23 protein-coding genes are annotated in these 21,074 nt (G+C 59.9%); 15 read left to right on the top strand and 8 right to left on the bottom strand.

The window, feature by feature from the left end; translation table 11 throughout:
• Window positions 1-87: 87 nt before the first annotated feature.
• Window positions 88-1,008, top strand: coding sequence for a LysR family transcriptional regulator (locus ACA079_RS08325; RefSeq protein WP_497703163.1), 921 nt, complete (start codon window positions 88-90; stop codon window positions 1,006-1,008).
• Here the strand turns inward: ACA079_RS08325 and ACA079_RS08320 are convergent.
• The 4 genes from ACA079_RS08320 to ACA079_RS08305 all read right to left on the bottom strand — a co-directional run bounded on the left by ACA079_RS08320 (window position 1,001) and on the right by ACA079_RS08305 (window position 5,221).
• Window positions 1,001-2,809, bottom strand: a complete 1,809-nt coding sequence (locus tag ACA079_RS08320) for an aminopeptidase P family protein (RefSeq protein WP_497703162.1) — start codon at window positions 2,807-2,809, stop codon at window positions 1,001-1,003. The two genes, ACA079_RS08325 and ACA079_RS08320, sit on opposite strands and share 8 nt — an antisense overlap.
• 65 nt (window positions 2,810-2,874) lie before the next feature.
• The gene (locus ACA079_RS08315) at window positions 2,875-4,032 is read right to left on the bottom strand and encodes a cysteine desulfurase family protein (RefSeq protein WP_497703161.1); all 1,158 of its coding nucleotides are present in this window, start codon (window positions 4,030-4,032) and stop codon (window positions 2,875-2,877) included.
• Window positions 4,033-4,235: 203 nt separating this feature from the next.
• Window positions 4,236-4,850 carry a LysE family translocator gene (locus ACA079_RS08310; protein ID WP_497703160.1) on the bottom strand — a complete coding sequence of 205 codons (615 nt, stop codon included), beginning with the start codon at window positions 4,848-4,850 and terminating at the stop codon, window positions 4,236-4,238.
• Between the two features lie 101 nt (window positions 4,851-4,951).
• Complete coding sequence (locus tag ACA079_RS08305) at window positions 4,952-5,221, bottom strand: hypothetical protein (RefSeq protein WP_497703159.1); 270 nt, start codon at window positions 5,219-5,221, stop codon at window positions 4,952-4,954.
• Window positions 5,222-5,623: 402 nt separating this feature from the next.
• Between ACA079_RS08305 and msuE the strand changes: the two genes are divergently transcribed.
• From msuE to ACA079_RS08285, 4 genes are all read left to right on the top strand, one after another.
• Window positions 5,624-6,187 carry an FMN reductase gene (msuE, locus tag ACA079_RS08300; protein WP_046049228.1) on the top strand — a complete coding sequence of 188 codons (564 nt, stop codon included), beginning with the start codon at window positions 5,624-5,626 and terminating at the stop codon, window positions 6,185-6,187.
• A gap of 10 nt (window positions 6,188-6,197) precedes the next feature.
• Window positions 6,198-7,343, top strand: a complete 1,146-nt coding sequence (ssuD, locus tag ACA079_RS08295; RefSeq protein ID WP_497703158.1) for an FMNH2-dependent alkanesulfonate monooxygenase — start codon at window positions 6,198-6,200, stop codon at window positions 7,341-7,343.
• A gap of 123 nt (window positions 7,344-7,466) precedes the next feature.
• Entirely contained in the window at window positions 7,467-8,654 is a 1,188-nt protein-coding gene (locus ACA079_RS08290) for an acyl-CoA dehydrogenase family protein (protein ID WP_497703157.1), read from the top strand.
• Window positions 8,655-8,677: 23 nt separating this feature from the next.
• Window positions 8,678-9,781 (top strand): sigma-54 interaction domain-containing protein, encoded by a 1,104-nt coding sequence (locus ACA079_RS08285; protein WP_497703156.1) that lies wholly within the window; start codon window positions 8,678-8,680, stop codon window positions 9,779-9,781.
• On the opposite strand, the gene ACA079_RS08280 is transcribed toward ACA079_RS08285, so the two are convergent.
• Complete coding sequence (locus ACA079_RS08280; RefSeq protein WP_497703155.1) at window positions 9,778-10,143, bottom strand: antibiotic biosynthesis monooxygenase; 366 nt, start codon at window positions 10,141-10,143, stop codon at window positions 9,778-9,780. The genes ACA079_RS08285 and ACA079_RS08280 overlap by 4 nt on opposite strands.
• A 95-nt stretch (window positions 10,144-10,238) precedes the next feature.
• Here ACA079_RS08280 and soxR point away from each other — a divergent pair, with 95 nt between their 5' ends.
• Window positions 10,239-10,706, top strand: coding sequence for a redox-sensitive transcriptional activator SoxR (soxR, locus tag ACA079_RS08275; RefSeq protein WP_497703154.1), 468 nt, complete (start codon window positions 10,239-10,241; stop codon window positions 10,704-10,706).
• 123 nt (window positions 10,707-10,829) lie between these two features.
• On the opposite strand, the gene ACA079_RS08270 is transcribed toward soxR, so the two are convergent.
• From ACA079_RS08270 to ACA079_RS08260, 3 genes are all read right to left on the bottom strand, one after another.
• Window positions 10,830-11,600 carry a MetQ/NlpA family ABC transporter substrate-binding protein gene (locus ACA079_RS08270; RefSeq protein ID WP_497271854.1) on the bottom strand — a complete coding sequence of 257 codons (771 nt, stop codon included), beginning with the start codon at window positions 11,598-11,600 and terminating at the stop codon, window positions 10,830-10,832.
• 75 nt (window positions 11,601-11,675) lie between these two features.
• Window positions 11,676-12,341: a methionine ABC transporter permease gene (locus ACA079_RS08265; protein ID WP_497703153.1), complete on the bottom strand. Its 666-nt coding sequence runs from the start codon at window positions 12,339-12,341 to the stop codon at window positions 11,676-11,678.
• 2 nt (window positions 12,342-12,343) lie between these two features.
• Window positions 12,344-13,558: an SfnB family sulfur acquisition oxidoreductase gene (locus ACA079_RS08260; protein WP_497703152.1), complete on the bottom strand. Its 1,215-nt coding sequence runs from the start codon at window positions 13,556-13,558 to the stop codon at window positions 12,344-12,346.
• Window positions 13,559-13,901: 343 nt separating this feature from the next.
• Here ACA079_RS08260 and ACA079_RS08255 point away from each other — a divergent pair, with 343 nt between their 5' ends.
• The 9 genes from ACA079_RS08255 to ACA079_RS08215 all read left to right on the top strand — a co-directional run bounded on the left by ACA079_RS08255 (window position 13,902) and on the right by ACA079_RS08215 (window position 20,985).
• Complete coding sequence (locus tag ACA079_RS08255; RefSeq protein WP_046054450.1) at window positions 13,902-14,360, top strand: VOC family protein; 459 nt, start codon at window positions 13,902-13,904, stop codon at window positions 14,358-14,360.
• A gap of 355 nt (window positions 14,361-14,715) precedes the next feature.
• Window positions 14,716-15,915: a PepSY-associated TM helix domain-containing protein gene (locus tag ACA079_RS08250; RefSeq protein WP_497703151.1), complete on the top strand. Its 1,200-nt coding sequence runs from the start codon at window positions 14,716-14,718 to the stop codon at window positions 15,913-15,915.
• The gene (locus ACA079_RS08245) at window positions 15,912-16,454 is read left to right on the top strand and encodes a PA2404 family protein (RefSeq protein WP_095131872.1); all 543 of its coding nucleotides are present in this window, start codon (window positions 15,912-15,914) and stop codon (window positions 16,452-16,454) included. Before ACA079_RS08250 ends, ACA079_RS08245 begins: the two co-directional genes overlap by 4 nt.
• Window positions 16,451-16,780, top strand: a complete 330-nt coding sequence (locus ACA079_RS08240) for a hypothetical protein (protein ID WP_497703150.1) — start codon at window positions 16,451-16,453, stop codon at window positions 16,778-16,780. Before ACA079_RS08245 ends, ACA079_RS08240 begins: the two co-directional genes overlap by 4 nt.
• The gene (locus ACA079_RS08235) at window positions 16,777-17,349 is read left to right on the top strand and encodes a DUF6162 family protein (protein ID WP_497703149.1); all 573 of its coding nucleotides are present in this window, start codon (window positions 16,777-16,779) and stop codon (window positions 17,347-17,349) included. Before ACA079_RS08240 ends, ACA079_RS08235 begins: the two co-directional genes overlap by 4 nt.
• A 35-nt stretch (window positions 17,350-17,384) precedes the next feature.
• Window positions 17,385-18,311, top strand: a complete 927-nt coding sequence (locus ACA079_RS08230) for a metal ABC transporter substrate-binding protein (RefSeq protein ID WP_497703148.1) — start codon at window positions 17,385-17,387, stop codon at window positions 18,309-18,311.
• The gene (locus ACA079_RS08225) at window positions 18,308-19,171 is read left to right on the top strand and encodes a metal ABC transporter ATP-binding protein (RefSeq protein WP_497703147.1); all 864 of its coding nucleotides are present in this window, start codon (window positions 18,308-18,310) and stop codon (window positions 19,169-19,171) included. Before ACA079_RS08230 ends, ACA079_RS08225 begins: the two co-directional genes overlap by 4 nt.
• Window positions 19,171-20,070, top strand: coding sequence for a metal ABC transporter permease (locus ACA079_RS08220; protein ID WP_003226663.1), 900 nt, complete (start codon window positions 19,171-19,173; stop codon window positions 20,068-20,070). Before ACA079_RS08225 ends, ACA079_RS08220 begins: the two co-directional genes overlap by 1 nt.
• Window positions 20,071-20,985, top strand: a complete 915-nt coding sequence (locus tag ACA079_RS08215) for a metal ABC transporter substrate-binding protein (protein WP_497703146.1) — start codon at window positions 20,071-20,073, stop codon at window positions 20,983-20,985.
• Window positions 20,986-21,074 lie beyond the last annotated feature (89 nt).

Here is a 21,074-nt window from a genome sequence, read left to right as displayed (position 1 = left end):
GAGGTGGGTGTGGGATAAATCTTCCTCCCGTTCACTCATGCCGATAAGACGCTATATCGCTATAGTGACCATGCCCATTTGGCATCAATGAGAAACCCCGTGGACAAACTCAATGCAATGGCGATCTTCGTCCGTGTTGTCGAACGTGGCAGCTTTTCTGCCGTCGCCCGGGAATTGCAGACCAGTCAGCCGACCATCAGCAAGGTGCTGCGGGCACTGGAAACTGAACTGGGTGGAAAGCTGATTTCCCGCAGCACCCGACAACTGTCCCTGACCGACGAAGGTCAGCGGTACTACAGCGAATGTCGACAAATTCTGGCGGCCGTAGACGCTGCAGAACACAGCTTTCACTCCGGCCGCGAAGCTGTTGCCGGAAACCTGAAAATCGGATCTTCCGTGAGCTTCGGGCGCTTGCAGATTGCCCCGCGACTGCCGGCATTCCTCAAAAAATACCCGCAAGTGCAGATTGATCTACAACTGAGCGATCAAAACCAGGACCTGGTCAGTGAAGGACTGGACGTCACGTTCAGGATCGGCGAGTTGAACGACAGCGGATTGATTGCCCGCCGCATCGGCACCACCCACCGAGTGACCGTCGCAGCGCCCGACTACCTTGCGCAACACGGCCACCCACAAACACCGCAAGAACTGAGCGAGCACAACTGTCTGCTGTTCAACCTGCTGAACAGTCAGAACCTATGGGTTTACGAAAGAGATGCCCAACGTCACGAAGTGCGAATCAAGGGCAACGCCCAAAGCAACAACTCCGAGGCAATCCGCGAGATGGTACTGGGGGGATTGGGGATTGCGCTGTCGCCGGTTTGGCTGTTCAGCGAGGACTTGAAGGCGGGACGCGTGACAGCGATTCTGCTGGAATACAGCGCGCAGTCGCTGCCGATTCATGCCGTGTCCCCGGCGAATCGTCGCCAATCCGCCAGGGTCAAAGCCTTTGTCGACTACATGAGCCAGGCGCTCGAAGAAGCGCCTGAACTCCAACCGATTAAATAGCCGCAGTCCGGGTGTTCAACCACTCAAGGGCTGCGCCGTCGAGCAACGGACTCAAGCGCTGACGCACCTCGGCGTGGTAAGCATTGAACCACTGCTTTTCGTCGTCAGTCAGCAGCGACGGTTCCAGGCATCGAGTGTCGATCGGGCACAAGGTCAGGGTTTCGAATTTCAGGAATTCACCGAATTCGCTTTTGCCCGCCTCACGGTTCAACACCAGGTTCTCGATCCGCACACCCCAGCGGCCCGGACGGTAAGTGCCCGGTTCGATGGACGTGATCATGCCCGGTTGCATCGCGGTTTGCGGTGCAGCAGCGGCTTGATAGGCGATGACCTGCGGGCCTTCGTGCACGTTGAGGAAGTAACCGACGCCGTGACCGGTGCCGTGACCGTAATCAACGCTTTCAGCCCAGATCGGCGCGCGGGCAATCGAATCGAGCAACGGCGAGAGAATGCCACGAGGGAATTGCGCACGGGACAACGCAATCACGCCTTTGAGCACCCGCGTGCAATCGCGCTTCTGCTCATCGGTCGGCGTACCGACCGGCACCATCCGCGTGATATCCGTGGTGCCGCCCAGGTACTGGCCGCCGGAGTCGATCAGCAATAGACCGTCGCCTTCGATCACCGCGTGTTCTTCTTCGGTGGCGTGGTAGTGCGGCATCGCGCCATTGGCGTTGAACGCGGCAATGGTGTTGAAGCTCAGCGACACATAACCCGGACGTCGGGTACGCGCGGCCGTCAGGTGTTCGTCGATGGTCAGTTCGGTGATGCGCTCACGACCCAACGCAGTGTCCAGCCAGGTGAAGAATTCGCACAGCGCCGCACCATCCTGCTCCATGGCCTGACGAATGTGCTCGGCATCGGCCAGGCTTTTTTGCGACTTGGCCAACGTGGTCGGGTTCAGGCCTTCGACCAGCTTCACACCGCTATCCAGGTTATCCAGCAAGCCAGCGGTGACGCGCGCCGGGTCAACTTGCAGGCTCGCGCCGCTCGGTACGGCGCGCAAGGCGGCGGCCACTTCGCTGTAATCGCGCAGGGTCACGCCGTCCTTTTCGAGGGTCGCGCGCAGTTCGGCATCGACCTTGCTCAGCGCCACGAACAGGGTTGCCTGCTCTTGGCTGATCAAGGCAAAGGAAACAAACACCGGGTTGAACGACACGTCACCGCCGCGCAAGTTGAACAGCCAGGCGATGTCATCAAGGGTGGCGATGAAGTGCCAATCGGCACCGCGATCTTTCAAAACCTCACGCAGCTTGGCCAGTTTCTCGCCGCGGCTGACCGTCGCCTGAGGCGGCAGGTGTTGATAGATCGGTTCATTTGGCAGCGTCGGACGGTCGCTCCAGACTTCGTTCAACACATCGATGTCAGTGCGCAGACGTGCGCCGCGCTCTTCAAGCTTGCCACCCAACGTACGCGCCGAAGCCACGGCCATTACCGCGCCATCTACCGCGACGACGCCGCCTTCAGGGGTTTGCTCGGCCAGCCAGTCCAGCGGGCCGGGCTGACCCGGTTGCAGCTTGACCAGTTCGATCCCGCTGCCCTTGAGTTCCTTGGTCGCTTGTTCCCAATATCGGCTGTCGGCCCAGACGCCGGCAAAGTCCGGCGTAACGATCAGCGTGCCGACCGAACCATGGAAGCCCGACAACCATTGTCGCCCTTGCCAGTAACCCGGCAGGTACTCCGACAGGTGCGGGTCGGCCGACGGCACCAGCAGAGCATGAATGCCCTCCCGGCTCATCAGTTCGCGGGTTTGCGCCAGGCGTTGAGGCACCGATCCATTGATCGAAGGCTGCGTACTCATCATGTCTCCTGCTAATCACTTCATCATTATTGTTGAGTGCCGATCAACGCCGACACTTTCAGACCTTATTGCCAAAATGCCGGAGCATTGGCACAGGCCGCTTTAATCAGGTGTACCGCTTGGTCGATGTCTTGCTCGGTGGTGAACCGGCCGAGACTCAAGCGAATGGTGCGACTCGCCGAGCGGGCGTCATGCCCCAGGGCCAGCAGCACATGGGAAGGCGCGTTGCTGGCGGAGTTGCAGGCCGAGGTCGCGGAAAACGCGATCGAGGTGCTCAACGCCGCGGAATTGAACTCGCCTTCACTAAAGGTCAGGCTCAGGGTATGGGGAATGCGCTGGGTCGGACTGCCATTGAGGCGAACCCCTGGAATACTCAGCAGCTGTTCAAGCAAGCGCTCGCGCAACCGGACGATCGTGGCTTTCTCTTCATCGAACGAAGAGGCCGCCAGCGCGAAGGCCACACCCATGGCAGCGATCTGGTGAGTCGCCAGGGTGCCGGAACGCAAACCGCCCTCGTGACCACCGCCGTGAATCTGCGCCTGCAAACGCTGCTGCGCGCGCGGCCCGACGTACAGCGCGCCGATACCTTTTGGGCCGTAAATCTTGTGGGCCGAAAATGACATCAGATCCACTGGCAACCGGGCCAGGTCGATCACCACTTTGCCTGCACCTTGAGCCGCGTCGACATGGAACAACGCATCGCGAGCACGCACGATTTCGCCGATGGCCGAGATGTCGTTGACCGTGCCCAGCTCGTTGTTGACCAGCATCAACGACACCAGAAAGGTGTCTTCGCGCATCGCTTCGCTGACCGCTTGCGGGGTAATCAAACCCTCGGCGTCAGGCACCAGATAAGTCACCGCAACACCGGCATCCTGCAACTGCTTCGCCGTGTCGAGAATCGCTTTGTGTTCGATCTGGCTGGTGATGATGTGGCCGCCAGAAACGCCGCGAGCCTGGGCCACGCCTTTGAGGGCAAGGTTGTTCGATTCGGTGGCGCCGGAGGTCCAGACGATCTGCTCCGCCTGGGCGCCGACCAGTTCGGCGACCTGACGCCGCGCCTGCTCGACCGATTGCCGGGCCTGTTGACCGAACGCATGGGAGCTGGACGCCGGATTGCCGAAGTTGCCGGTAAAACCCAGACACTCGACCATGACCTTGATGACTCGCTCATCCACCGGCGTGGTGGCGGCGTAGTCGAAATACAACGGACGTTTATTCATAAAAGACTCGCAGAGCATGTTCCGGGATCAGGAAGCTCGTCACTGAAACGTCGAAGCGCAGCCTCGTGAGCTGCGCCGATGTGCAGAGCGTTAGAAATACCTGATCGGAGGCCGTTAAAGAAGAACAACTTCATTTAAAAGTGCGTAGGAACGCTCCTGAAGTCGAGCTTAACAGGCATCGGGCAACCGGTTGAAGCAATGCGTCAGCTAAAGCTTTCGAGCAACAACGGATACAGCGAAGCCACCAGCAACGCGGCCATGCCCCAATTGAACAGGCGCAACCAGCGGCGATCCTTGAGCACATTGCGCAACAGCGTGCCACACGCAGCCCAGACGCCAACGCTTGGCAGGTTGATGAGGGCGAAGACCGCAGCAATCACGATCACATTGGTGAAGTAGCCCTGCATTGGCGTGTAGGTGCTGATGGCACCGATGGCCATGATCCACGCCTTGGGATTGACCCACTGAAACGCTGCGGCGCCCAAATAGCTGATTGGCTTGCTCTCGCCCTTTTCACTCTCGGAAACCGGTCCCGAATGGGCAATCTTCCACGCCAGATACAGCAAATACGCCGCGCCGACGTAACGCAGCACGCTATAGAGCAAAGGATAGGTTTGAAACACTGCGCCCAAGCCGAAACCCACTGCCACGACGAGTACGAAGAAGCCGCAGGTGATACCAAGCATGTGGGGGATGGTGCGGTTAAAGCCGAAGTTCACGCCAGATGCCAGCAACATCGTGTTGTTGGGGCCGGGAGTAATCGAAGTGACAAGCGCAAACAGGGCAAAGCCCAGCAGCAAATCGAGCGAGAGCGTCATGGGTGGCAGTCCATTGGGGTCAGTCAGGTGTTGACCCTATCGCAGCCCTTAAGGGAAACCCATGGACAGTTACGTGAAACTTCAAGCGGTACAGTTTTCTCTCAGCTAGGACGACCGTGAAGCTGTACAGCACGTTCGGCGTTCATCTCGCCTTGTTTGTCGAAACTAAACGATTTTTGGGGTTGGCCGAGCAATTCGGCTTTTTTCGCGTGGTATTCGTCGAAGGACAAACTGCGACGATTCAACGCCTCAAGTGCCAGTTCCCTGGTTTCTTCCGCAGTGTAGGGCCGTAGTTCCGGGGAAACATGGCTGGCACATCCGGCGAGTACGGAGACCGCAAGCAGCAAGAAAGTAGCGATTAGAGGTTTCATTGTGAGCGTCCTGGTGTATCTGGGTTCGGGCAATGAACACAGGCTACGCCGGGCATCCGATCAGTAGAAATCAACGCTCTCGATAGTGGCTATCGACTTTGCCTAACGTCACTCAGGTAGAGCGCCTTATATCTCTAAATGATCTATAAATATTAATTTAAGGTCTTTTACGGAATAACACTGAGCCTTTATAACAACTGTCATCGCTTCACACACTGTTGCTCAAGCAACTGTTTGCCAGGCAACAGTCATTCAACAAACAGCTCTGCCATTCGTACAGCGTCTACCGGGCAACGCGCTGAAAGCCCCGTAAATCGGGACTCCGAGGGATTGGTACAGCTCTTGCTCTCTGTCAGTGACTACTCACTGCTCCCTGAGCAACTGTTTAAAAAGGAACTGATCATGTCGCGTCCATTGAAAGTCGTTGCCCTCTCCGGCGGTACCTGGCGTCCGTCCCGCACATTGGTGCTGACCCAGGCACTGTTGGCGCAACTGGCGGAGCAATTGCCGATTGAAAGCAAGCTGATTGAACTGGGTGACATCGCCCGACCGTTGGGCGCCGCGCTGTCCCGTCAGGAATTGAGCGCCGAGATCGAAGCCGAGCTGCAAGCGATCGAGAACGCCGACCTGCTGATCGTCGCCGCGCCGGTTTATCGCGGTTCCTACCCTGGATTGCTCAAGCATCTGTTCGACCTGATCGACCTCAATGCCTTGATCGACACACCGGTATTGCTGGCCGCCACCGGTGGCAGCGAGCGTCATGCACTCGTGCTCGATCACCAGTTGCGGCCGCTGTTCAGTTTCTTCCAGGCATTGACCTTGCCGATTGGCGTCTATGCCACCGAAGCCGATTTCTCCAATTACCAAATAACCAGTGAGCCCTTGAAGGCCCGCATACGCCTTGCTGCAGAACGCGCCGCGCCGTTGTTTGGCGTGCACCCCAAAAATCTGCTGAAAATCGCTTAAGGATTTCTTCATGGATGTTTTCTGGTTTCTGCCGACTCACGGCGATGGCCATTACCTGGGCACCACTCAGGGCGCACGCCCGGTGACACTCAACTACCTGAAACAAGTGGCCCAGGCGGCCGATAGCCTCGGATACCACGGCGTACTGATTCCCACCGGGCGCTCCTGTGAGGATTCGTGGGTGATTGCTTCGGCGCTGGTGCCGCTGACCGAACGCCTGCGTTATCTGGTGGCGATTCGGCCGGGGATCATCTCGCCGACGGTCTCGGCGCGCATGGCCGCGACACTGGATCGACTGTCCAATGGCCGCTTGCTGATCAACGTGGTCACGGGCGGTGACCCGGATGAAAACCGTGGCGACGGCATCTTCCTCGATCACAGCGAACGCTACGAAGTAACCGACGAATTCCTGCAAATCTGGCGTCGGGTGCTGCAAGGCGAATCGGTGGATTTCGAAGGCAAACACTTGCAAGTGCAGAACGCCAAGGCGCTGTATCCGCCGGTGCAAAAACCCTATCCGCCGCTGTACTTCGGTGGCTCTTCCGAAGCCGCCCATGAACTGGCCGCCGAGCAGGTTGATGTCTACCTGACCTGGGGCGAACCACCGGCCGCCGTGGCGGAAAAACTGGCCGATGTGCGGGAGCGCGCAGCGCGAAACGGTCGCACGGTGAAGTTCGGGATTCGCTTGCATGTGATCGTCCGCGAGACCGCTGAAGAGGCCTGGAAAGCCGCGGACAAACTCATCGAGCACATCAGCGACGAGACCATCGCGGCCGCGCAGAAGTCGTTCTCGCGTTTTGATTCCGAAGGTCAGCGGCGCATGGCGGCGTTGCATGACGGGCGTCGTGACAACCTGGAAATATCCCCCAACCTGTGGGCCGGTGTCGGCCTGGTGCGTGGCGGCGCCGGGACGGCGTTGGTGGGCGATCCGCAGCAAGTGGCGGCGCGAATCAAGGAGTACGCGGACCTGGGAATCGAGAGCTTCATCTTCTCCGGCTATCCGCACCTCGAAGAGGCATATCGCTTTGCCGAGCTGGTGTTCCCGCTGTTGCCTGAGCCGTACGCCAGCCTGGCCGGACGTGGGGTTACCAATCTCACCGGGCCGTTTGGCGAAATGATTGCCAATGATGTGCTGCCGGCTCACGCCAAAGCCTGATCCTGACCTCGGTCCTGTAGGAGCTGCCGCAGGCTGCGATCTTTTGATTTCAAAGATCAAGATCAAAAGATCGCAGCCTGCGGCAGCTCCTACGGTGGTCCATCGACATATAGGAAATTCCGTGTGACTGCCAAGCCGCAAAGCGCCCTGATATCCCCCTTGCAGACCGCCCGCCGATTGGCCGCCGAGTTTGCCCTGACCGCTGTCGAGCGCGATGAACGTGGCGGTACGCCCAAAGCCGAACGTGATGCCTTGCGCCACAGCGGTTTGCTCGCCTTAAGCATTCCCACCCAGTACGGCGGCCTCGGCGCCAGCTGGAGTGACACCCTGACCATTGTGCGCGAGTTCGCCAAGGTCGACAGTTCGATTGCCCATGTCTTCGGCTTCCATCACCTGATGCTCGCCACCGTGCGCCTGTTCGCCCGGCCCGAGCAGTGGCAGCCGTGGTTCGAACAGACCGCGCGCAAGAACTGGTTCTGGGGCAATGCCCTCAACCCGCTGGACACCCGCACCGTGGTGAAAAACCTCGGTGGCTGGCGTGAGTTTTCCGGCAAGAAAAGCTTCTGCTCCGGCGCCAGCGATTCGGAAATGCTGATCGCCTCGGCGGTGGACGAAAGCGCTGGCGGCAAGCTGTTGATCGCTGCGATTCCCAGCGGTCGCAGCGGCATCACCTTGCACAACGACTGGAACAACATGGGCCAGCGCCAGACCGACAGCGGCAGCGCGACCTTCGAACGGGTACGGGTCGAAGAGTCGGAATTGCTGCTCGATCCGGGTCCGCTGAGTACGCCATTCGCCTGCCTGCGGCCATTGATTGCCCAACTGACCTTCACCCACATGTTTCTCGGCATCGCCGAAGGTGCGTTCGAAGAGGCGCGGCAATACACCCTCACCGAAACCCGTCCGTGGCACAAATCCAGTGCTCAGGATGTGCGTCAGGATCCTTATGTACTCGGCCACTACGGCGAATTCTGGGTCGCCCTCGAAAGTGTTCGACTGCTGGTGGAGCGCGCTGCCGGGTTGCTCGACAAGGCCTGGGCCAAAGGCCCGAACCTCAGCGCCGAAGAACGTGGACACCTGGCTACCGCCATTGCCACGGCCAAGGTCGCTGCCACCCGCAATGGTCTGGAACTCTGTAGCCGGTTGTTCGAAGTGACCGGCGCCCGCTCAACGCATGCCTCACTGCGACTGGATCGCCACTGGCGCAACCTGCGCACGCAAACCCTGCACGACCCGGTGGATTACAAACTCCATGAACTGGGTGACTGGGCGCTCAACCAGTCCCTGCCGATTCCGACTTTCTATTCATAGCCTTCTATTCATGGAGCCTGCCCATGCAACTGCTGACCTTACCGCCCTCGCCCGCTCTGGCCACCTCGATCCGCGCCACGGCGCAGGTGTTCGAAGACCCTAAATCCCAGGCCTTGCTCGCCCACATTCAACAAGTCGCACCGAGTGAAGCCAGCGTGCTGATCATCGGCGAAACCGGCACCGGCAAGGAGCTGGTGGCGCGACATATCCACAACCTCAGCGCCCGCCGTAACCGGCCTTTCGTGGCAGTGAACTGCGGCGCGTTCTCCGAATCCCTGGTGGAAGCCGAGTTGTTCGGCCATGAAAAAGGTGCCTTCACCGGTGCGCTGAGCGCCAAGGCCGGCTGGTTCGAGGAGGCCGACGGCGGCACGTTGTTCCTCGACGAAATCGGCGATTTGCCAATGGCGATTCAGGTCAAGTTGTTGCGGGTGTTGCAGGAGCGCGAAGTGGTGCGACTGGGTTCGCGCAAGAGCATTCCCATCAACGTGCGCGTGCTGGCGGCGACCAACGTGCAACTGGAGAAAGCCATCAACGCCGGGCATTTCCGCGAGGATTTGTACTATCGCCTCGACGTGGTCAGCCTGGAATTGAGCCCGCTGCGCGACCGCCCCGGCGACATCCTGCCGCTGACCCGACACTTCGTCGAAGCCTACAGCCAGCGCCTCGGTTACGGCACCATCACCATCAGCAAAGAGGCCGAACTGAAACTGCGCAGCTACAGCTGGCCGGGCAACATCCGCGAACTGGAAAACGTCATTCACCACACCCTGCTGATCTGCCGTAACGGCGTGATCGAACGCGACGACCTGCGGCTGTCGAACATGCGCATCGAGCGTCAGGACGATTACCACAACAACGTCGACGACTCACCAGAAGCGCTGCTCGATCGCGCCTTTCAAAAGCTCTTCGAAGAACAGGCCGGAGCGCTGCACGAGAAAGTCGAAGACGCTTTACTGCGGGCGGCCTATCGATTCAGTCATTACAACCAGGTGCATACCGCTGCGCTGCTGGGGCTGAGCCGCAACGTAACCCGCACGCGGCTGATCAAGATCGGCGAGCTGGCGGTTAACAAACGCCGGCCCACGGAAAACCTTCAGGGCGAGCGTGTCATGCAGCTGTCGATCTAACCCACCAAGTTGCAGTGCAATGCGTTGTCGTGGCTGCGTTCCAGGCTGTGCAGTACCTGGAACGAGCCGAAGGTCACGGTTTTCGCCTGATGGGCGCGGATCAGTTGCCAGAAATCCTGCTCGCCGCTTTCAAAGCTTTTAAACGCGGCCTCTCCCGCCTCGCGTGTTTGCCATTGCAGGTAGTTGAGCACCCGCCGGCCATCGTCGCTGGCCTGGATGCTGGCACTCAGAAAACCTGTGAAGTCCTGGGCGAGACGCTCGGTCTGTTTCGACAGTGCCGACACCAGTGCGGGCTGTTGATACGGTTCGATCTCGAATTCGATCAATTGGGTGAAGCTGCGATTTTTCTCTGACAGTTGCATGAATAGTCCCCACTCACCTGTAAGCCGGTTCTTGCGATCCGAAGGCCTGCAGGGTAAAACCTCGAGTTAACTTGAGGTCAAGGGGCATTTTTTAAATGATCACCTCGGAAAATCTGCACAAGGAACTCACCGTAGGCCAAGTGGCTGCGCGCAGCGGCGTCGCGGTCACGGCGCTGCACTTTTACGAATCCAAGGGTTTGATCAAAAGTAATCGCAACCAGGGCAACCAGCGGCGTTATCCCCGGGAAGTGTTGCGGCGGGTGGCGTTGATCAAAGTGGCTCAGCGATTGGGGATTCCGTTGGCGGAGATTGGCGAGGCATTGAAATCGCTGCCGGACAATCGGGCGCCGACGGCGGCGGACTGGAAGGTGTTGTCGGCGCAGTGGAGTCGGGATCTGGATGAGCGGATCAATCAGCTGTCCTTGCTGCGGGACAAGCTCAATGGCTGCATTGGCTGTGGGTGTTTGTCGATGGAGGCGTGTCCGTTGCGCAACTTTGGCGATGTGTTGGGGGAGCGAGGGCCGGGGGCGCAGCTGCTGGAATCCGGGACAGGTCCGAAATAGCGTTGCGGCCATCGCGGGCAAGCCTTGCTCCTACAGGTTTGTGTCGTTGGTGATTATTGCGAACGACACAAACCTGTAGGAGCAAGGCTTGCCCGCGATGGCGCCTTCAAGGCCGGCAGAAGATCAGAACCCCGGCGCAATCTGCCCTTTGTAGCGGGTCAAAATGAACTGCCGAACCTCATCGGAGTTCAACGCCTTGGCCAGTTTCTGCAAACCCGGGTCGTTGATGTTGTCCGGCCGCGCGACCAGAAACTCGATGTACAAACTCTTGCCCTTCTCGACAATCAACGCGCTGTTGGTATCAATCCCCGCTTCCAGTGCGTAGTTGGCAAAGACAAACGCCAGGTCCACCTGGCTCACCGAACGGGCCAGCAGCGCTCCCTCCAGTTCACGAATTTTCAGGTGCTTGGGGTTTTCGATGATGTCCCGTTGAGTCGCCAGGGTGTTGCTCGGATCCTTGAGTTTGATCAGGCCGGCTTCGTGTAGCAGAACCAGCGCACGGCCAGTGTTCACCGGGTCATTGGGGATCGACACCGTGGCGCCATCCTTCAGCTCGGCGATGTTTTTGATCCTGGTCGAGTAAGCGCCAAACGGTTCAATGTGCACACCGACCACCGGTACCAGATCGGTATGACGGGTTTTGTTGAAATCATCGAGGAACGGTCGGTACTGATAATAGTTGGCGTCGAGGTTCTTCAGCGCCAATTGCTGGTTGGGTTGGATGAAGTCGGTGAAAACCTTGATGTCCAGGTCCACGCCTTCCTTGGCCAGAGTCGGTTTGACGAACTCGAGGATTTCCGCGTGCGGCACCGGGGTGGCGCCGACGATGAGTTTTTCGTTGGCGTGAGCGTTGAACGACAGGACGGCAGCCAGAATGGCCAGGGTCTTTTTCATGCTGTGCTCCTAGGCAGATTGAGTGGCCGTCGTGGGGCGGACGTTGGGCCGGTTTTTAATGGTTGAATCGAGTCTTTATCGTCGGCTGTAGCGCGCCACCAGTCGGTCGCCGCTCATTTGCAGGGCCTGAACCAGGATCAGCAGAAGCACCACGGTGACCACCATCACGTCAGTCTGAAAACGCTGATAGCCGTAGCGGATCGCCAGGTCGCCGAGACCACCGCCGCCGATCACGCCGGCCATCGCCGTGTAATCCACCAGCACAATCGCGGTCACCGTGACCGCCGCCAGCAACCCTCCCCGCGCTTCGGGCAACAAGGTGTGGCGGATGATCTGCCACGTGTTGGCGCCCATGGCCTGAGTCGCTTCCACCACCCCGCGATCGACTTCACGCAAGGCGGTTTCAACCAGACGCGCGAAGAACGGCGTGCAACCGACCACCAGCGGCGGGATCGTCCCCGGCACACCAAGTGAAGTGCCGACCAACAACGTGGTCAAGGGAATCAGCACGATCAGCAAAATGATGAACGGCAGCGAACGCAGCATGTTCACGATCACCGACAGCACCCGATAAACACCGACCGCTTCATGCAACTGGCGCTTGCCGGTGAGGAACAGCACCACGCCCAGTGGCAGGCCCAGCAGCACGGTAAAACCGAGGGCGGCGCCGAGCATGCTCAGGGTGTCGAGGCAGGCTTGGGCAATGTCGGCCCAATAGATGTTTTTCAGCCACTCGGCCATGGTCAGGACCAGTCGTGACGCGGTGGTTTGACGCCATTGAGCAGCCAGTTGCCGACCACGTGGTACTTCCAGCGCACCGGATCATGCAGGGTGTGGACCCGGGCGTTGCGCCAGTGGCGGTCGAAGTTGTGTTTTCTCAGGGTTGAGCGAGTGCCGCCGAGTTCGAAGAGCTTGTTGCTGGCTTCAATGGCGATTTCGGTGGTCAGCACTTTGGCTTTGGCGACTGCCAGTGAGGCTTGCGCGACGTTGTCTTCGTCAGGTGCCGAACGTGCGGCATCCAGCGCCCAACCGGCGCGTTCCAGCAAGGCTTCGGCCGCTTCCAGACGAATCTCCAGGCCGCCGACCTGAATGATGGTCAGCGGATCTTCACTGGCTTTTTCCACACCCGCGTCGATCCACGGCCGAGCGAACAGCTGAACGAATGTGATGGTGTCACGCAGGGCCGCACGGGCGATGCCGGCATCGATGGCGGCGGTGGTCAACTGCGCGAACGGGCCCGCCAGAGTGGGTGTTTCATAAGAGCGATACGTCGGGAACAGATTGAACGCCGAGACGTGCAAATCCTCAGCCAGCACCGTGCCGCTGGAGGTGGTGCGCTGACCGATGCTGTCCCAGTCGTCGACGATCACCAGCCCTTGGGTGCCGCGCTCGACAAAGGCCAACTGGCCCTTCTGCTCTTCATCCAGCGCCAGCACCGCCAGCCAGTGGGCGTAGAGCGAACCGGTGCAATAACCCTTGCGGCCGTTGATCACATGGCCGTCGCCGTAACGGCGGATGGTCGCCTGAATGTCCTGCACGTTCTTGCCGCCAGTTTCCGACAAGGCATTGGCAAAGCGGTGACCTTGCAGCGCCAGCCCGAAGAAGTGCGTTTGCTGCTCAGGCGTGCCTTGCAGGCGAATGTCTTCCAGCAGGCAATAGTGGTTTTGCGGGATTTGCCCCAGGGACGGATCGGCCGCCGAGATGATCGCGATGACCTGCGCCAACACCGCATAGGACACCTGCGCGCCGCCAAACTCTTTCGGTACGCTGATGCCCCACAAACCACTGTTGGAATACAGATCGACGATCTCGGCGGGCACTTGGCGGGTGCGGTCGCGTTCGGCGTCTTGTTCCAGCAGGATCGCGGCGACTTGTTCGGCGACGCGCAAGGCTTCGGCTTCGTTGGCGATCCGATGGGCGGCCGGTGGATTGATCGGATAAACGGCAGATTCAGGCATACAAGGCTCTCGGTACCAGTGTTTACCAGAGGGCATTGCAGCTTCTGTGCCTGACCGTGCGAACCAATGTTTTCGGGGAGTTCTGGGCCGTTCAGAAGGTTTTATCCATGAGCAACCCGAGCAATCTGCTGCTCCGCTGTTGATGGCTGAACAGTGGCGTTGTTATGCCTTACACCCTGTAGGAGCTGCCGAAGGCTGCGATCTTTTGATCTTGATTTTTCGTCGGCCGCACCGCAGCCAAGGTCAAAAGATCGCAGCCTTCGGCAGCTCCTACTACTCTTCATAGGTTGTAAATCGGCGAAGGACCACCTTCATCCCAAAACAAAAAACAGGGAGAACAGCCATGAGCGTCAAACCCATTCCAGAGGGTTATCACAGCATCACCCCGTACCTGGGCATTCAAAAAGCGGCCGAAGCCATCGAGTTCTACAAGAAAGCCTTTGGCGCCACCGAAGTCATGCGCCTGTCCATGCCCGATGGCGGCATCGGGCATGCCGAACTGCGCATCGGCGATTGCCCGATCATGCTTGGCACGCCGTGCGATCAGGGCCCGCTGAGCAATCCGGACAAGTCGCCGTCTGTAGGGCTGCATCTGTATGTGAACGATGTGGACAAGTCTTATAAACAGGCGATTGCGGCTGGCGGCACAGTGGTGTCCGAGGTCAAGGATCAGTTTTATGGCGACCGCTCGGGAACCCTGAAGGATCCCTATGGGCATCTGTGGTTTCTGGCCACGCGCAAGGAAGATCTGACTCAGGAGCAGATTGAGCAGCGGGCGAAGGAGATGTTCAAGCAGGGTTGAACCCTTCTGTGACTGATAGGGCCTCATCGCGAGCAAGCTCGCTCCCACAGGGATCTTCTGCGAACACGTTATTTGTGAACACCCTAGATCACCTGTGGGAGCGAGCTTGCTCGCGATGGCGTTGGGTCAGTCAACATCAATGTTGAATGACAGAAAGCTTTGCTCCTACAGAAACCAGCCAAACGATATCGCGAAACATTTTCTTTCATATCCCCCTTCGGGATTTTCGATGCTCATCCGTCTTATTTAGATGCAGTCGGCCCGCGTAGGCAAAAGCCACGGCCCGGCCCTTTGTGGACCTCATCGCTGGGAAGCCCGCAGCAGAGTCCCTCTCATCGAAACAAGACCTTTAATCATGTCGAAGAAATCCCGTTCAAAACTCTGGTTTCTGGTCCATAGCTGGCTGGCATTGCCGATCTGGTTTTTCGTGCTGATCGTCTGCGTGACCGGCACCCTGGCGGTGGTCAGCCAGGAAATCGTCTGGCTGGCCAACCCGCAAATGCGCGCCAGCCAACCCTCGGACGATGCGCCGCTGCTCAGTTATGACCAGATCATTGCCGCGATCAAAAAAGCCGAGCCGAACACACTGGTCGAAGGCATCAGTCGGCCCGATGAATCGCACTTCGCCCTCGACGTGGACGTCAGCTATCCCGACGGTCGCTCGGTGACGGTTTACGTCAATCCCTACAGCGGCGTGATTCAGGGCACTGCCCCAGAATTCAATTTCAAGGCGTTTACCCGCGCACTGCATGGCTGGTGGCTGGTGCCGTTCACCAACGGTTACAGCTGGGGCTGGTACCTGGTGTCATTCCTGAGCTTGCCGCTATTGGCGTCCTTGGTCACCGGGCTGGTGGTCTACAAGCGCTTCTGGAAAGGTTTCTTCCGCCCGACGTTGCGCATTCGTCACGGTGCACGGATTTTCTGGGGCGACTTTCACCGTCTCAGCGGCATCTGGTCGATCTGGTTTATCGCGGTGATTTCCATCACCAGCACCTGGTTCCTGATTCAGGCGTTCATGTTCGATAACCAGATTACGATTTCCACCGCGCCGGTGGCTGCCGTGGTCCCGCGTGAAAGTGTCCCGCTGACTGCCGACGGTTCGCCTGCGCCGATGATCAGCCTGGAGACGGCGATCCGCGAAGCCAAGGAACGTATTCCCGGCCTGGACGACAGCTTTGTCAGCATGCCCGCCAACGCCTACAGCTACCTCTCGGTAGGCGGACGCAGTTGGTATCCGCTGATGTTCCAGACCGCCGATATCAACCCGTATACCGGCGACATCGCCGCCACCCGCCTGTTGTCGGACCGTTCCGGTCTGGAGCTGGTGACCGAATCCATGCGTCCGCTGCACACCGGGGATTTCGGCGGCATCTGGATCAAGCTGATCTGGTTCTTCTTCGGCCTGCTTCTCAGCATGATGGTTCTCAGCGGCCTGTTGATCTGGACCAAACGCACCGCTCTGGCCACGGCCAACGCCCTCAAGCGCAGCCATAAACGCCCGCGCAGTCAGGCCGCTCCGGCCAACAGCCATGAAACCACGGAGGTCAGCCAATGAGTCTGTTCATCGCGGATAAACCGGCTTCGAAACTGAGCCGTTTCTGGCACAAATGGCGCTTCCACATCAACGTTCTGCTGTTGCTGGTGCCGCTGGGGTTCATGCCCAAGTACTTCGCCGACGCCGCGCTGTTTCGTGGTGACACCGGCCTGGGCGAGCGGGAGATCGGAGAGGTTCAGGTGGGCCCCTGGAGCCTGCGCCTGGCCGAGTTGCGTAACGAAGCACCGAGGCTCGATGGCCCGGCCGGTTACATGAAGAACTTCAACGCGGCGCTGTGCGATAGCTGCCGCGATCAGGTCAAGGCGACGTACCTGCGCATCGGCAAACCGCGCAGCCTGCGCGCTGCCGGGGTGATTTTCTTCGGCACGCCGTACCGCATGGGCGCGATGTTGCCGATCCCCGAGAAGACCAAAGCCGACGCCGAGCTGTGGATCACCATGGAAGGCTGGGACGGCGCCATGCATCAGGCCTCCATCCCCCTGAGCCAGGCATCCCCGGCCACCCTCGCCTGGCTGAACCAACAAGGAGGCAAACCATGATTAACGTTCTACGTCCTCTAAGCGCCGCGTTGCTGGTGCTCTGCGCCGGTTTCAGCGCCAGCGCCCTGGCCCACAACCCGATGTGCGAATGCAAAGCCATCGATGCCGAGCAGATCAAATGCACCGGCGGTTTCTCCGACGGCAGCGGCGCGCCGGGGGTGACCCTGGATGTGATCGGCTACGACGAAACCATCCTGGTGCCAGGCAAGCTCGGCGCCGATTCGACCTTGACCTTCAAGAAGCCCGGCGCCGAGTTCTACGTGTTGTTCGACGCCGGTCCCGGTCACGTTGTCGAGATCGACCAAGCGGACATCGAAGCCCCATGAGTACACCGACTACGCAAATCGTCCGCCCGGCCGGTGCCGGCCATGAAACCCTTTTTGTGTTGCTGTTGTGCCTGATGATTCTGGCGGTGGCCGGCTCGGTGGTCGCCTGGCGCGGTGAGACTCAGGAAGTCAGCAGTGTTGGCAGCCATCAACTGGATGCTCGTCGTGACTTGAGCGCGTCCGAGCAAGGCATCTACGCCGACCTGCGGGTGACGCTCGACGAAATTCATCTACTGCGTCAGGAGCAACAAGCGCTCCCCGCCCCCGCAGCCCTCGCCGATGAAGGTTTTGCGCCGTTCGCCCAGGACGCCAGTTCCGTCAGCCGTGGTGGTCATGCCTGGCAATTGCTCGACACCAAGGCTTACTTCGGCCAGAGCCAGACGCCCACCGTGGCGGGTTCGTTTCTGATGCGCTTGACCGCTGACGACGATGCGCCGGACGTCTGGCTCAACCGCGGCAACGCCCTCGCGGCCCCGACCGACCTCACCGACGCTGCGCTGGAAAGCGCCGGCTGGCAGCAGATCGTCGCGCAATTCGATGCCGGCGTGACCCGCCAGCACCGGCACTGAACCCTCGCCTTCACCCGAGAGAAGACCGCTTTCCCATGCCTATTTCATCTCAACGTTCTTTCTTGCGCCTGATGTTGGTCGGTTTAATGGCTTGTCTGCTGACCCCGCTGGCCAATGCCGACGAGACCAAGCGCCTGCGCATCGGCATCACCCTGCACCCTTATTACAGCTACGTGGCGAACATCGTCGGTGACAAGGCCGAGGTGGTGCCGCTGATTCCGGCCGGTTTCAACCCGCATGCCTACGAGCCGCGCGCCGAAGACATCAAGCGCATCAGCGGGCTGGACGTGGTCGTGTTAAACGGCGTCGGCCATGACGACTTTGCCGACCGCATGATCGCCGCCAGCGAAACCCCGAACATCACGGTGATCGAAGCCAACGAAAACGTGCCGTTGCTGGCCGCCACCGGCGTTGCCGCTCGCGGCGCTGGTAAGGTCGTAAACCCGCACACGTTCCTGTCGATCAGCGCCTCGATTGCCCAGGTCAACAACATCGCCCGGGAACTGGGCAAGCTCGACCCGGCCAACGCCAAGACCTACACCCAGAACGCCCGCGCCTACGGCAAGCGCCTGCGGCAGATGCGCGCTGATGCCCTGGCAAAGCTGACCCAGGCGCCGAACGCGGAACTGCGAGTGGCCACGGTTCACGCGGCTTACGACTATTTGCTGCGCGAATTCGGCCTGGAAGTGACCGCCGTGGTCGAACCGGCGCACGGCATCGAACCGAGCCCGAGCCAGTTGAAAAAAACCATCGATCAACTGCGCGAACTGGACGTGAAAGTGATCTTCTCGGAGATGGATTTCCCGTCCACCTACGTCGAGACCATCCAGCGTGAGTCCGGGGTGAAGCTGTACCCGCTGTCGCACATTTCCTATGGCGAATACACCGCCGACAAGTATGAAAAAGAAATGACCGGCAACCTCAACACCGTGGTCCGGGCGATTCAGGAGTCCGGCAAATGACGGCTAAAGAAACCATTCGTTCGACCAACCCCGAATCCCCTGTGGGAGCGAGCTTGCTCGCGATAGCGGTGGATCAGTCGCCATCAATGTTCGATGACACTCCGCAATCGCGAGCAAGTCGAATCGTCGCACCGTCGCTCCCACAGGTTTCGGGGCCGACTCTGGATTTTGCGGAGGTCAGCCTGACGCTGGGCCGCACGACGATCCTCGACAGCGTCACTTTTCAGGTCCAGCCCGGCAGCGTGCATGCGCTGGTCGGCCCCAACGGCGGCGGCAAAAGTTCGCTGATCAAAACCTTGCTCGGGCAGATGCCGCATCAGGGTCGCTTGAGTCTGCAATGGCCCGGCACACCTGGAACCATCGGCTACGTGCCCCAAGCCCTGGAATTCGATCGCGGTTTGCCGATGACCGTCGATGATTTCATGGCCGCGATGTGCCAGCGGCGTCCGGCGTTTCTCGGCTTGAGCAAGCACTACGCCGCCGCGATTGGCGAAGCGCTGGAACGGGTCGGCATGCAGGACAAACGCAAGCGGCGCATGGGTGCGTTGTCCGGCGGTGAGCGTCAGCGTGTGTTGCTGGCTCAAGGGTTGATTCCAGCACCGCAATTGTTGGTGTTGGATGAACCGATGTCGGCTTTGGATGAGGCAGGAATTCAGGTGTTCGAACGGCTACTCGGCGACTGGCGCCAGAGCGGCATCACCGTGCTGTGGATCGAGCATGATCTGGAAGCGGTTGGACGGCTGGCGGATCGGGTCACCGGGCTTAATCGCCGAGTACTGTTCGATGCCACGCCGAAACAGGCGCTGACCCCGGAACGCTTGCTGACCTTGTTCTCGACCCATCCTCGGAGCGCTGCCTGATGAGTTACGAAGCCTTTCGTTTGATGGTCCAGGGCTGGGCCTCGTCGGGTTACTTGCCCGAGGCGCTGGCCTATGGATTTGTGGTCAACGCGTTGCTCGCCGGCTTGCTGATCGGCCCGGTGTTGGGCGGTTTGGGGACGTTGGTGGTGGTCAAGCGTTTCGCGTTTTTCTCCGAAGCGGTGGGCCACGCGGCGCTGACCGGAGTGGCCATCGGTATTTTGCTGGGCGAACCGTACACCGGGCCTTACGGCAGTCTGTTCGGCTACTGCTTGTTGTTCGGCATTTTGCTGAACTACCTGCGTAACCGCACGGGTCTGGCGCCGGATACGTTGATCGGCGTGTTCCTTTCCGTGTCGTTGGCGCTGGGTGCCAGTCTGCTGCTGATTCTGGCGGGCAAGATCAACGTACACATCCTCGAAAACGTGTTGTTCGGTTCGGTGCTGACCGTTAACGGCAATGATCTGCTGGTGTTGGCCATCGTCGGTTCGCTGGTCATGGCCCTGGCCTTGCCGCTGTACAACCGCATCATGCTGGCCAGTTTCAATCCGCAACTGGCGGCGGTGCGTGGTGTGGCGGTGAAGACGCTGGATTATCTGTTTGTGATTCTGGTGACCCTGATCACCGTGGCGGCGGTGAAAGTCATCGGCGCGATTCTGGTCGGTGCCCTGCTGGTGATTCCGGCGGCAGCTGCGCGATTGCTGAGTCAGTCGCTGAAGGGCTTCTTCTGGTGCTCGGTGCTGATCGCCACGGTCAGCACGCTGTGCGGGATCCTTGCGCCGATTGTCTTCGACCTGCCTATCCCGTCCGGCGCCGCGATCATTCTGGTGGCCGGTATCGCCTTCGCTCTCGCCGCCATTGCGCGTGGCGTTGTCCCCAGTCTGAAAGGGAATCTCGGATAAATGTCTTTCTCTCTGCGTCAACTGACCTTGGCCGTCGCCCTGTGTGGGCTGGTCAATACCCCACTGTTCGCGGCCGACAGCGCCAAACCGCTGCGCGTGCTGGCGTCCTTGCCGATCACTTATGGTCTGGGCGAAGTCTTGCTCAAAGGCACCGACATCAACCTTGAACGTGCCGCGCCGGCGAACCTGCCCGGCAGCCGTCAGACCGCGTACTTCACCGGTCGTGGCGCTCCGGCGCTGGCCAAACTGGCGACCGATGCCGATGCGGTGATAGGCCTGCGCTCGTTGTGGGCGGATGATCCGCTGTACCCGATCTCCCGGCGCAGCAACATCCGCATCGTCGAGGTCGACGCCGCGCGCCCGGTGGACGGCGCCCTGCCCGGCATCGCCGTGCAACCCGACAACAAGGTCGATGGGTTGAACAGTCAGCCGTGGTTTTCCAGCAACAACATGGGACGGATGGCGGACGTTATGGCGGCGGACCTGGTGCGCCTGGCGCCCGAGGCCAAGCCGAAGATCGAGGCTAACCTGGCGGCGCTCAAACAGCGCTTGCTCAAGTTCAGCGCCGACAGCGAAGCGCGGCTGGCCAGTGCCGACAACCTCAGCGTGATGAGCCTGAGCGATCACTTTGGCTATCTGATTGGCGGTCTAAACCTGGAGCTGATCGGCCTCGATGCGCGGCCGGATGCCGAGTGGACACCTGAAGCGCTCAAGCAATTGGGTGCGACGCTGAAGGACAATGACGTGGCGGTGGTGTTGCATCATCGACAGCCGTCGGATGCGGTGAAAGCGGTGATTGCCGAGGCTGGGAGTCGGTTGGTGGTATTGAGTGTGGATGCGGCGGATCCGGTGGCCGAGCTGGAAGGGAATGTGGATTTGCTGATCAAGGGGTTGAGCGGTAAGCCATCAGCCTAAGATCAAAAGATCGCAGCCTCGTTTCACTCGACAGCTCCTACAGGTTTTGTGGAGCCCTCGTAGGAGCTGTCGAGTGAAACGAGGCTGCG

The sequence above is a fragment of the Pseudomonas sp. LBUM1645 genome (genome assembly GCF_059716185.1).
This window is presented reverse-complemented; position numbering and strand designations above follow the sequence as displayed.

What these genes read in the sequence shown, in the direction of transcription:
- ACA079_RS08325 (WP_497703163.1), top strand. Translation starts at nt 88, where the DNA reads ATGAGAAACCCCGTGGACAAACTCAATGCAATGGCGATCTTCGTCCGT.
- ACA079_RS08320 (WP_497703162.1), bottom strand. Translation starts at nt 2,809, where the DNA reads ATGAGTACGCAGCCTTCGATCAATGGATCGGTGCCTCAACGCCTGGCG.
- ACA079_RS08315 (WP_497703161.1), bottom strand. Translation starts at nt 4,032, where the DNA reads ATGAATAAACGTCCGTTGTATTTCGACTACGCCGCCACCACGCCGGTG.
- ACA079_RS08310 (WP_497703160.1), bottom strand. Translation starts at nt 4,850, where the DNA reads ATGACGCTCTCGCTCGATTTGCTGCTGGGCTTTGCCCTGTTTGCGCTT.
- ACA079_RS08305 (WP_497703159.1), bottom strand. Translation starts at nt 5,221, where the DNA reads ATGAAACCTCTAATCGCTACTTTCTTGCTGCTTGCGGTCTCCGTACTC.
- msuE (WP_046049228.1), top strand. Translation starts at nt 5,624, where the DNA reads ATGTCGCGTCCATTGAAAGTCGTTGCCCTCTCCGGCGGTACCTGGCGT.
- ssuD (WP_497703158.1), top strand. Translation starts at nt 6,198, where the DNA reads ATGGATGTTTTCTGGTTTCTGCCGACTCACGGCGATGGCCATTACCTG.
- ACA079_RS08285 (WP_497703156.1), top strand. Translation starts at nt 8,678, where the DNA reads ATGCAACTGCTGACCTTACCGCCCTCGCCCGCTCTGGCCACCTCGATC.
- ACA079_RS08280 (WP_497703155.1), bottom strand. Translation starts at nt 10,143, where the DNA reads ATGCAACTGTCAGAGAAAAATCGCAGCTTCACCCAATTGATCGAATTC.
- soxR (WP_497703154.1), top strand. Translation starts at nt 10,239, where the DNA reads ATGATCACCTCGGAAAATCTGCACAAGGAACTCACCGTAGGCCAAGTG.
- ACA079_RS08270 (WP_497271854.1), bottom strand. Translation starts at nt 11,600, where the DNA reads ATGAAAAAGACCCTGGCCATTCTGGCTGCCGTCCTGTCGTTCAACGCT.
- ACA079_RS08265 (WP_497703153.1), bottom strand. Translation starts at nt 12,341, where the DNA reads ATGGCCGAGTGGCTGAAAAACATCTATTGGGCCGACATTGCCCAAGCC.
- ACA079_RS08260 (WP_497703152.1), bottom strand. Translation starts at nt 13,558, where the DNA reads ATGCCTGAATCTGCCGTTTATCCGATCAATCCACCGGCCGCCCATCGG.
- ACA079_RS08255 (WP_046054450.1), top strand. Translation starts at nt 13,902, where the DNA reads ATGAGCGTCAAACCCATTCCAGAGGGTTATCACAGCATCACCCCGTAC.
- ACA079_RS08250 (WP_497703151.1), top strand. Translation starts at nt 14,716, where the DNA reads ATGTCGAAGAAATCCCGTTCAAAACTCTGGTTTCTGGTCCATAGCTGG.
- ACA079_RS08245 (WP_095131872.1), top strand. Translation starts at nt 15,912, where the DNA reads ATGAGTCTGTTCATCGCGGATAAACCGGCTTCGAAACTGAGCCGTTTC.
- ACA079_RS08240 (WP_497703150.1), top strand. Translation starts at nt 16,451, where the DNA reads ATGATTAACGTTCTACGTCCTCTAAGCGCCGCGTTGCTGGTGCTCTGC.
- ACA079_RS08235 (WP_497703149.1), top strand. Translation starts at nt 16,777, where the DNA reads ATGAGTACACCGACTACGCAAATCGTCCGCCCGGCCGGTGCCGGCCAT.
- ACA079_RS08230 (WP_497703148.1), top strand. Translation starts at nt 17,385, where the DNA reads ATGCCTATTTCATCTCAACGTTCTTTCTTGCGCCTGATGTTGGTCGGT.
- ACA079_RS08225 (WP_497703147.1), top strand. Translation starts at nt 18,308, where the DNA reads ATGACGGCTAAAGAAACCATTCGTTCGACCAACCCCGAATCCCCTGTG.
- ACA079_RS08220 (WP_003226663.1), top strand. Translation starts at nt 19,171, where the DNA reads ATGAGTTACGAAGCCTTTCGTTTGATGGTCCAGGGCTGGGCCTCGTCG.
- ACA079_RS08215 (WP_497703146.1), top strand. Translation starts at nt 20,071, where the DNA reads ATGTCTTTCTCTCTGCGTCAACTGACCTTGGCCGTCGCCCTGTGTGGG.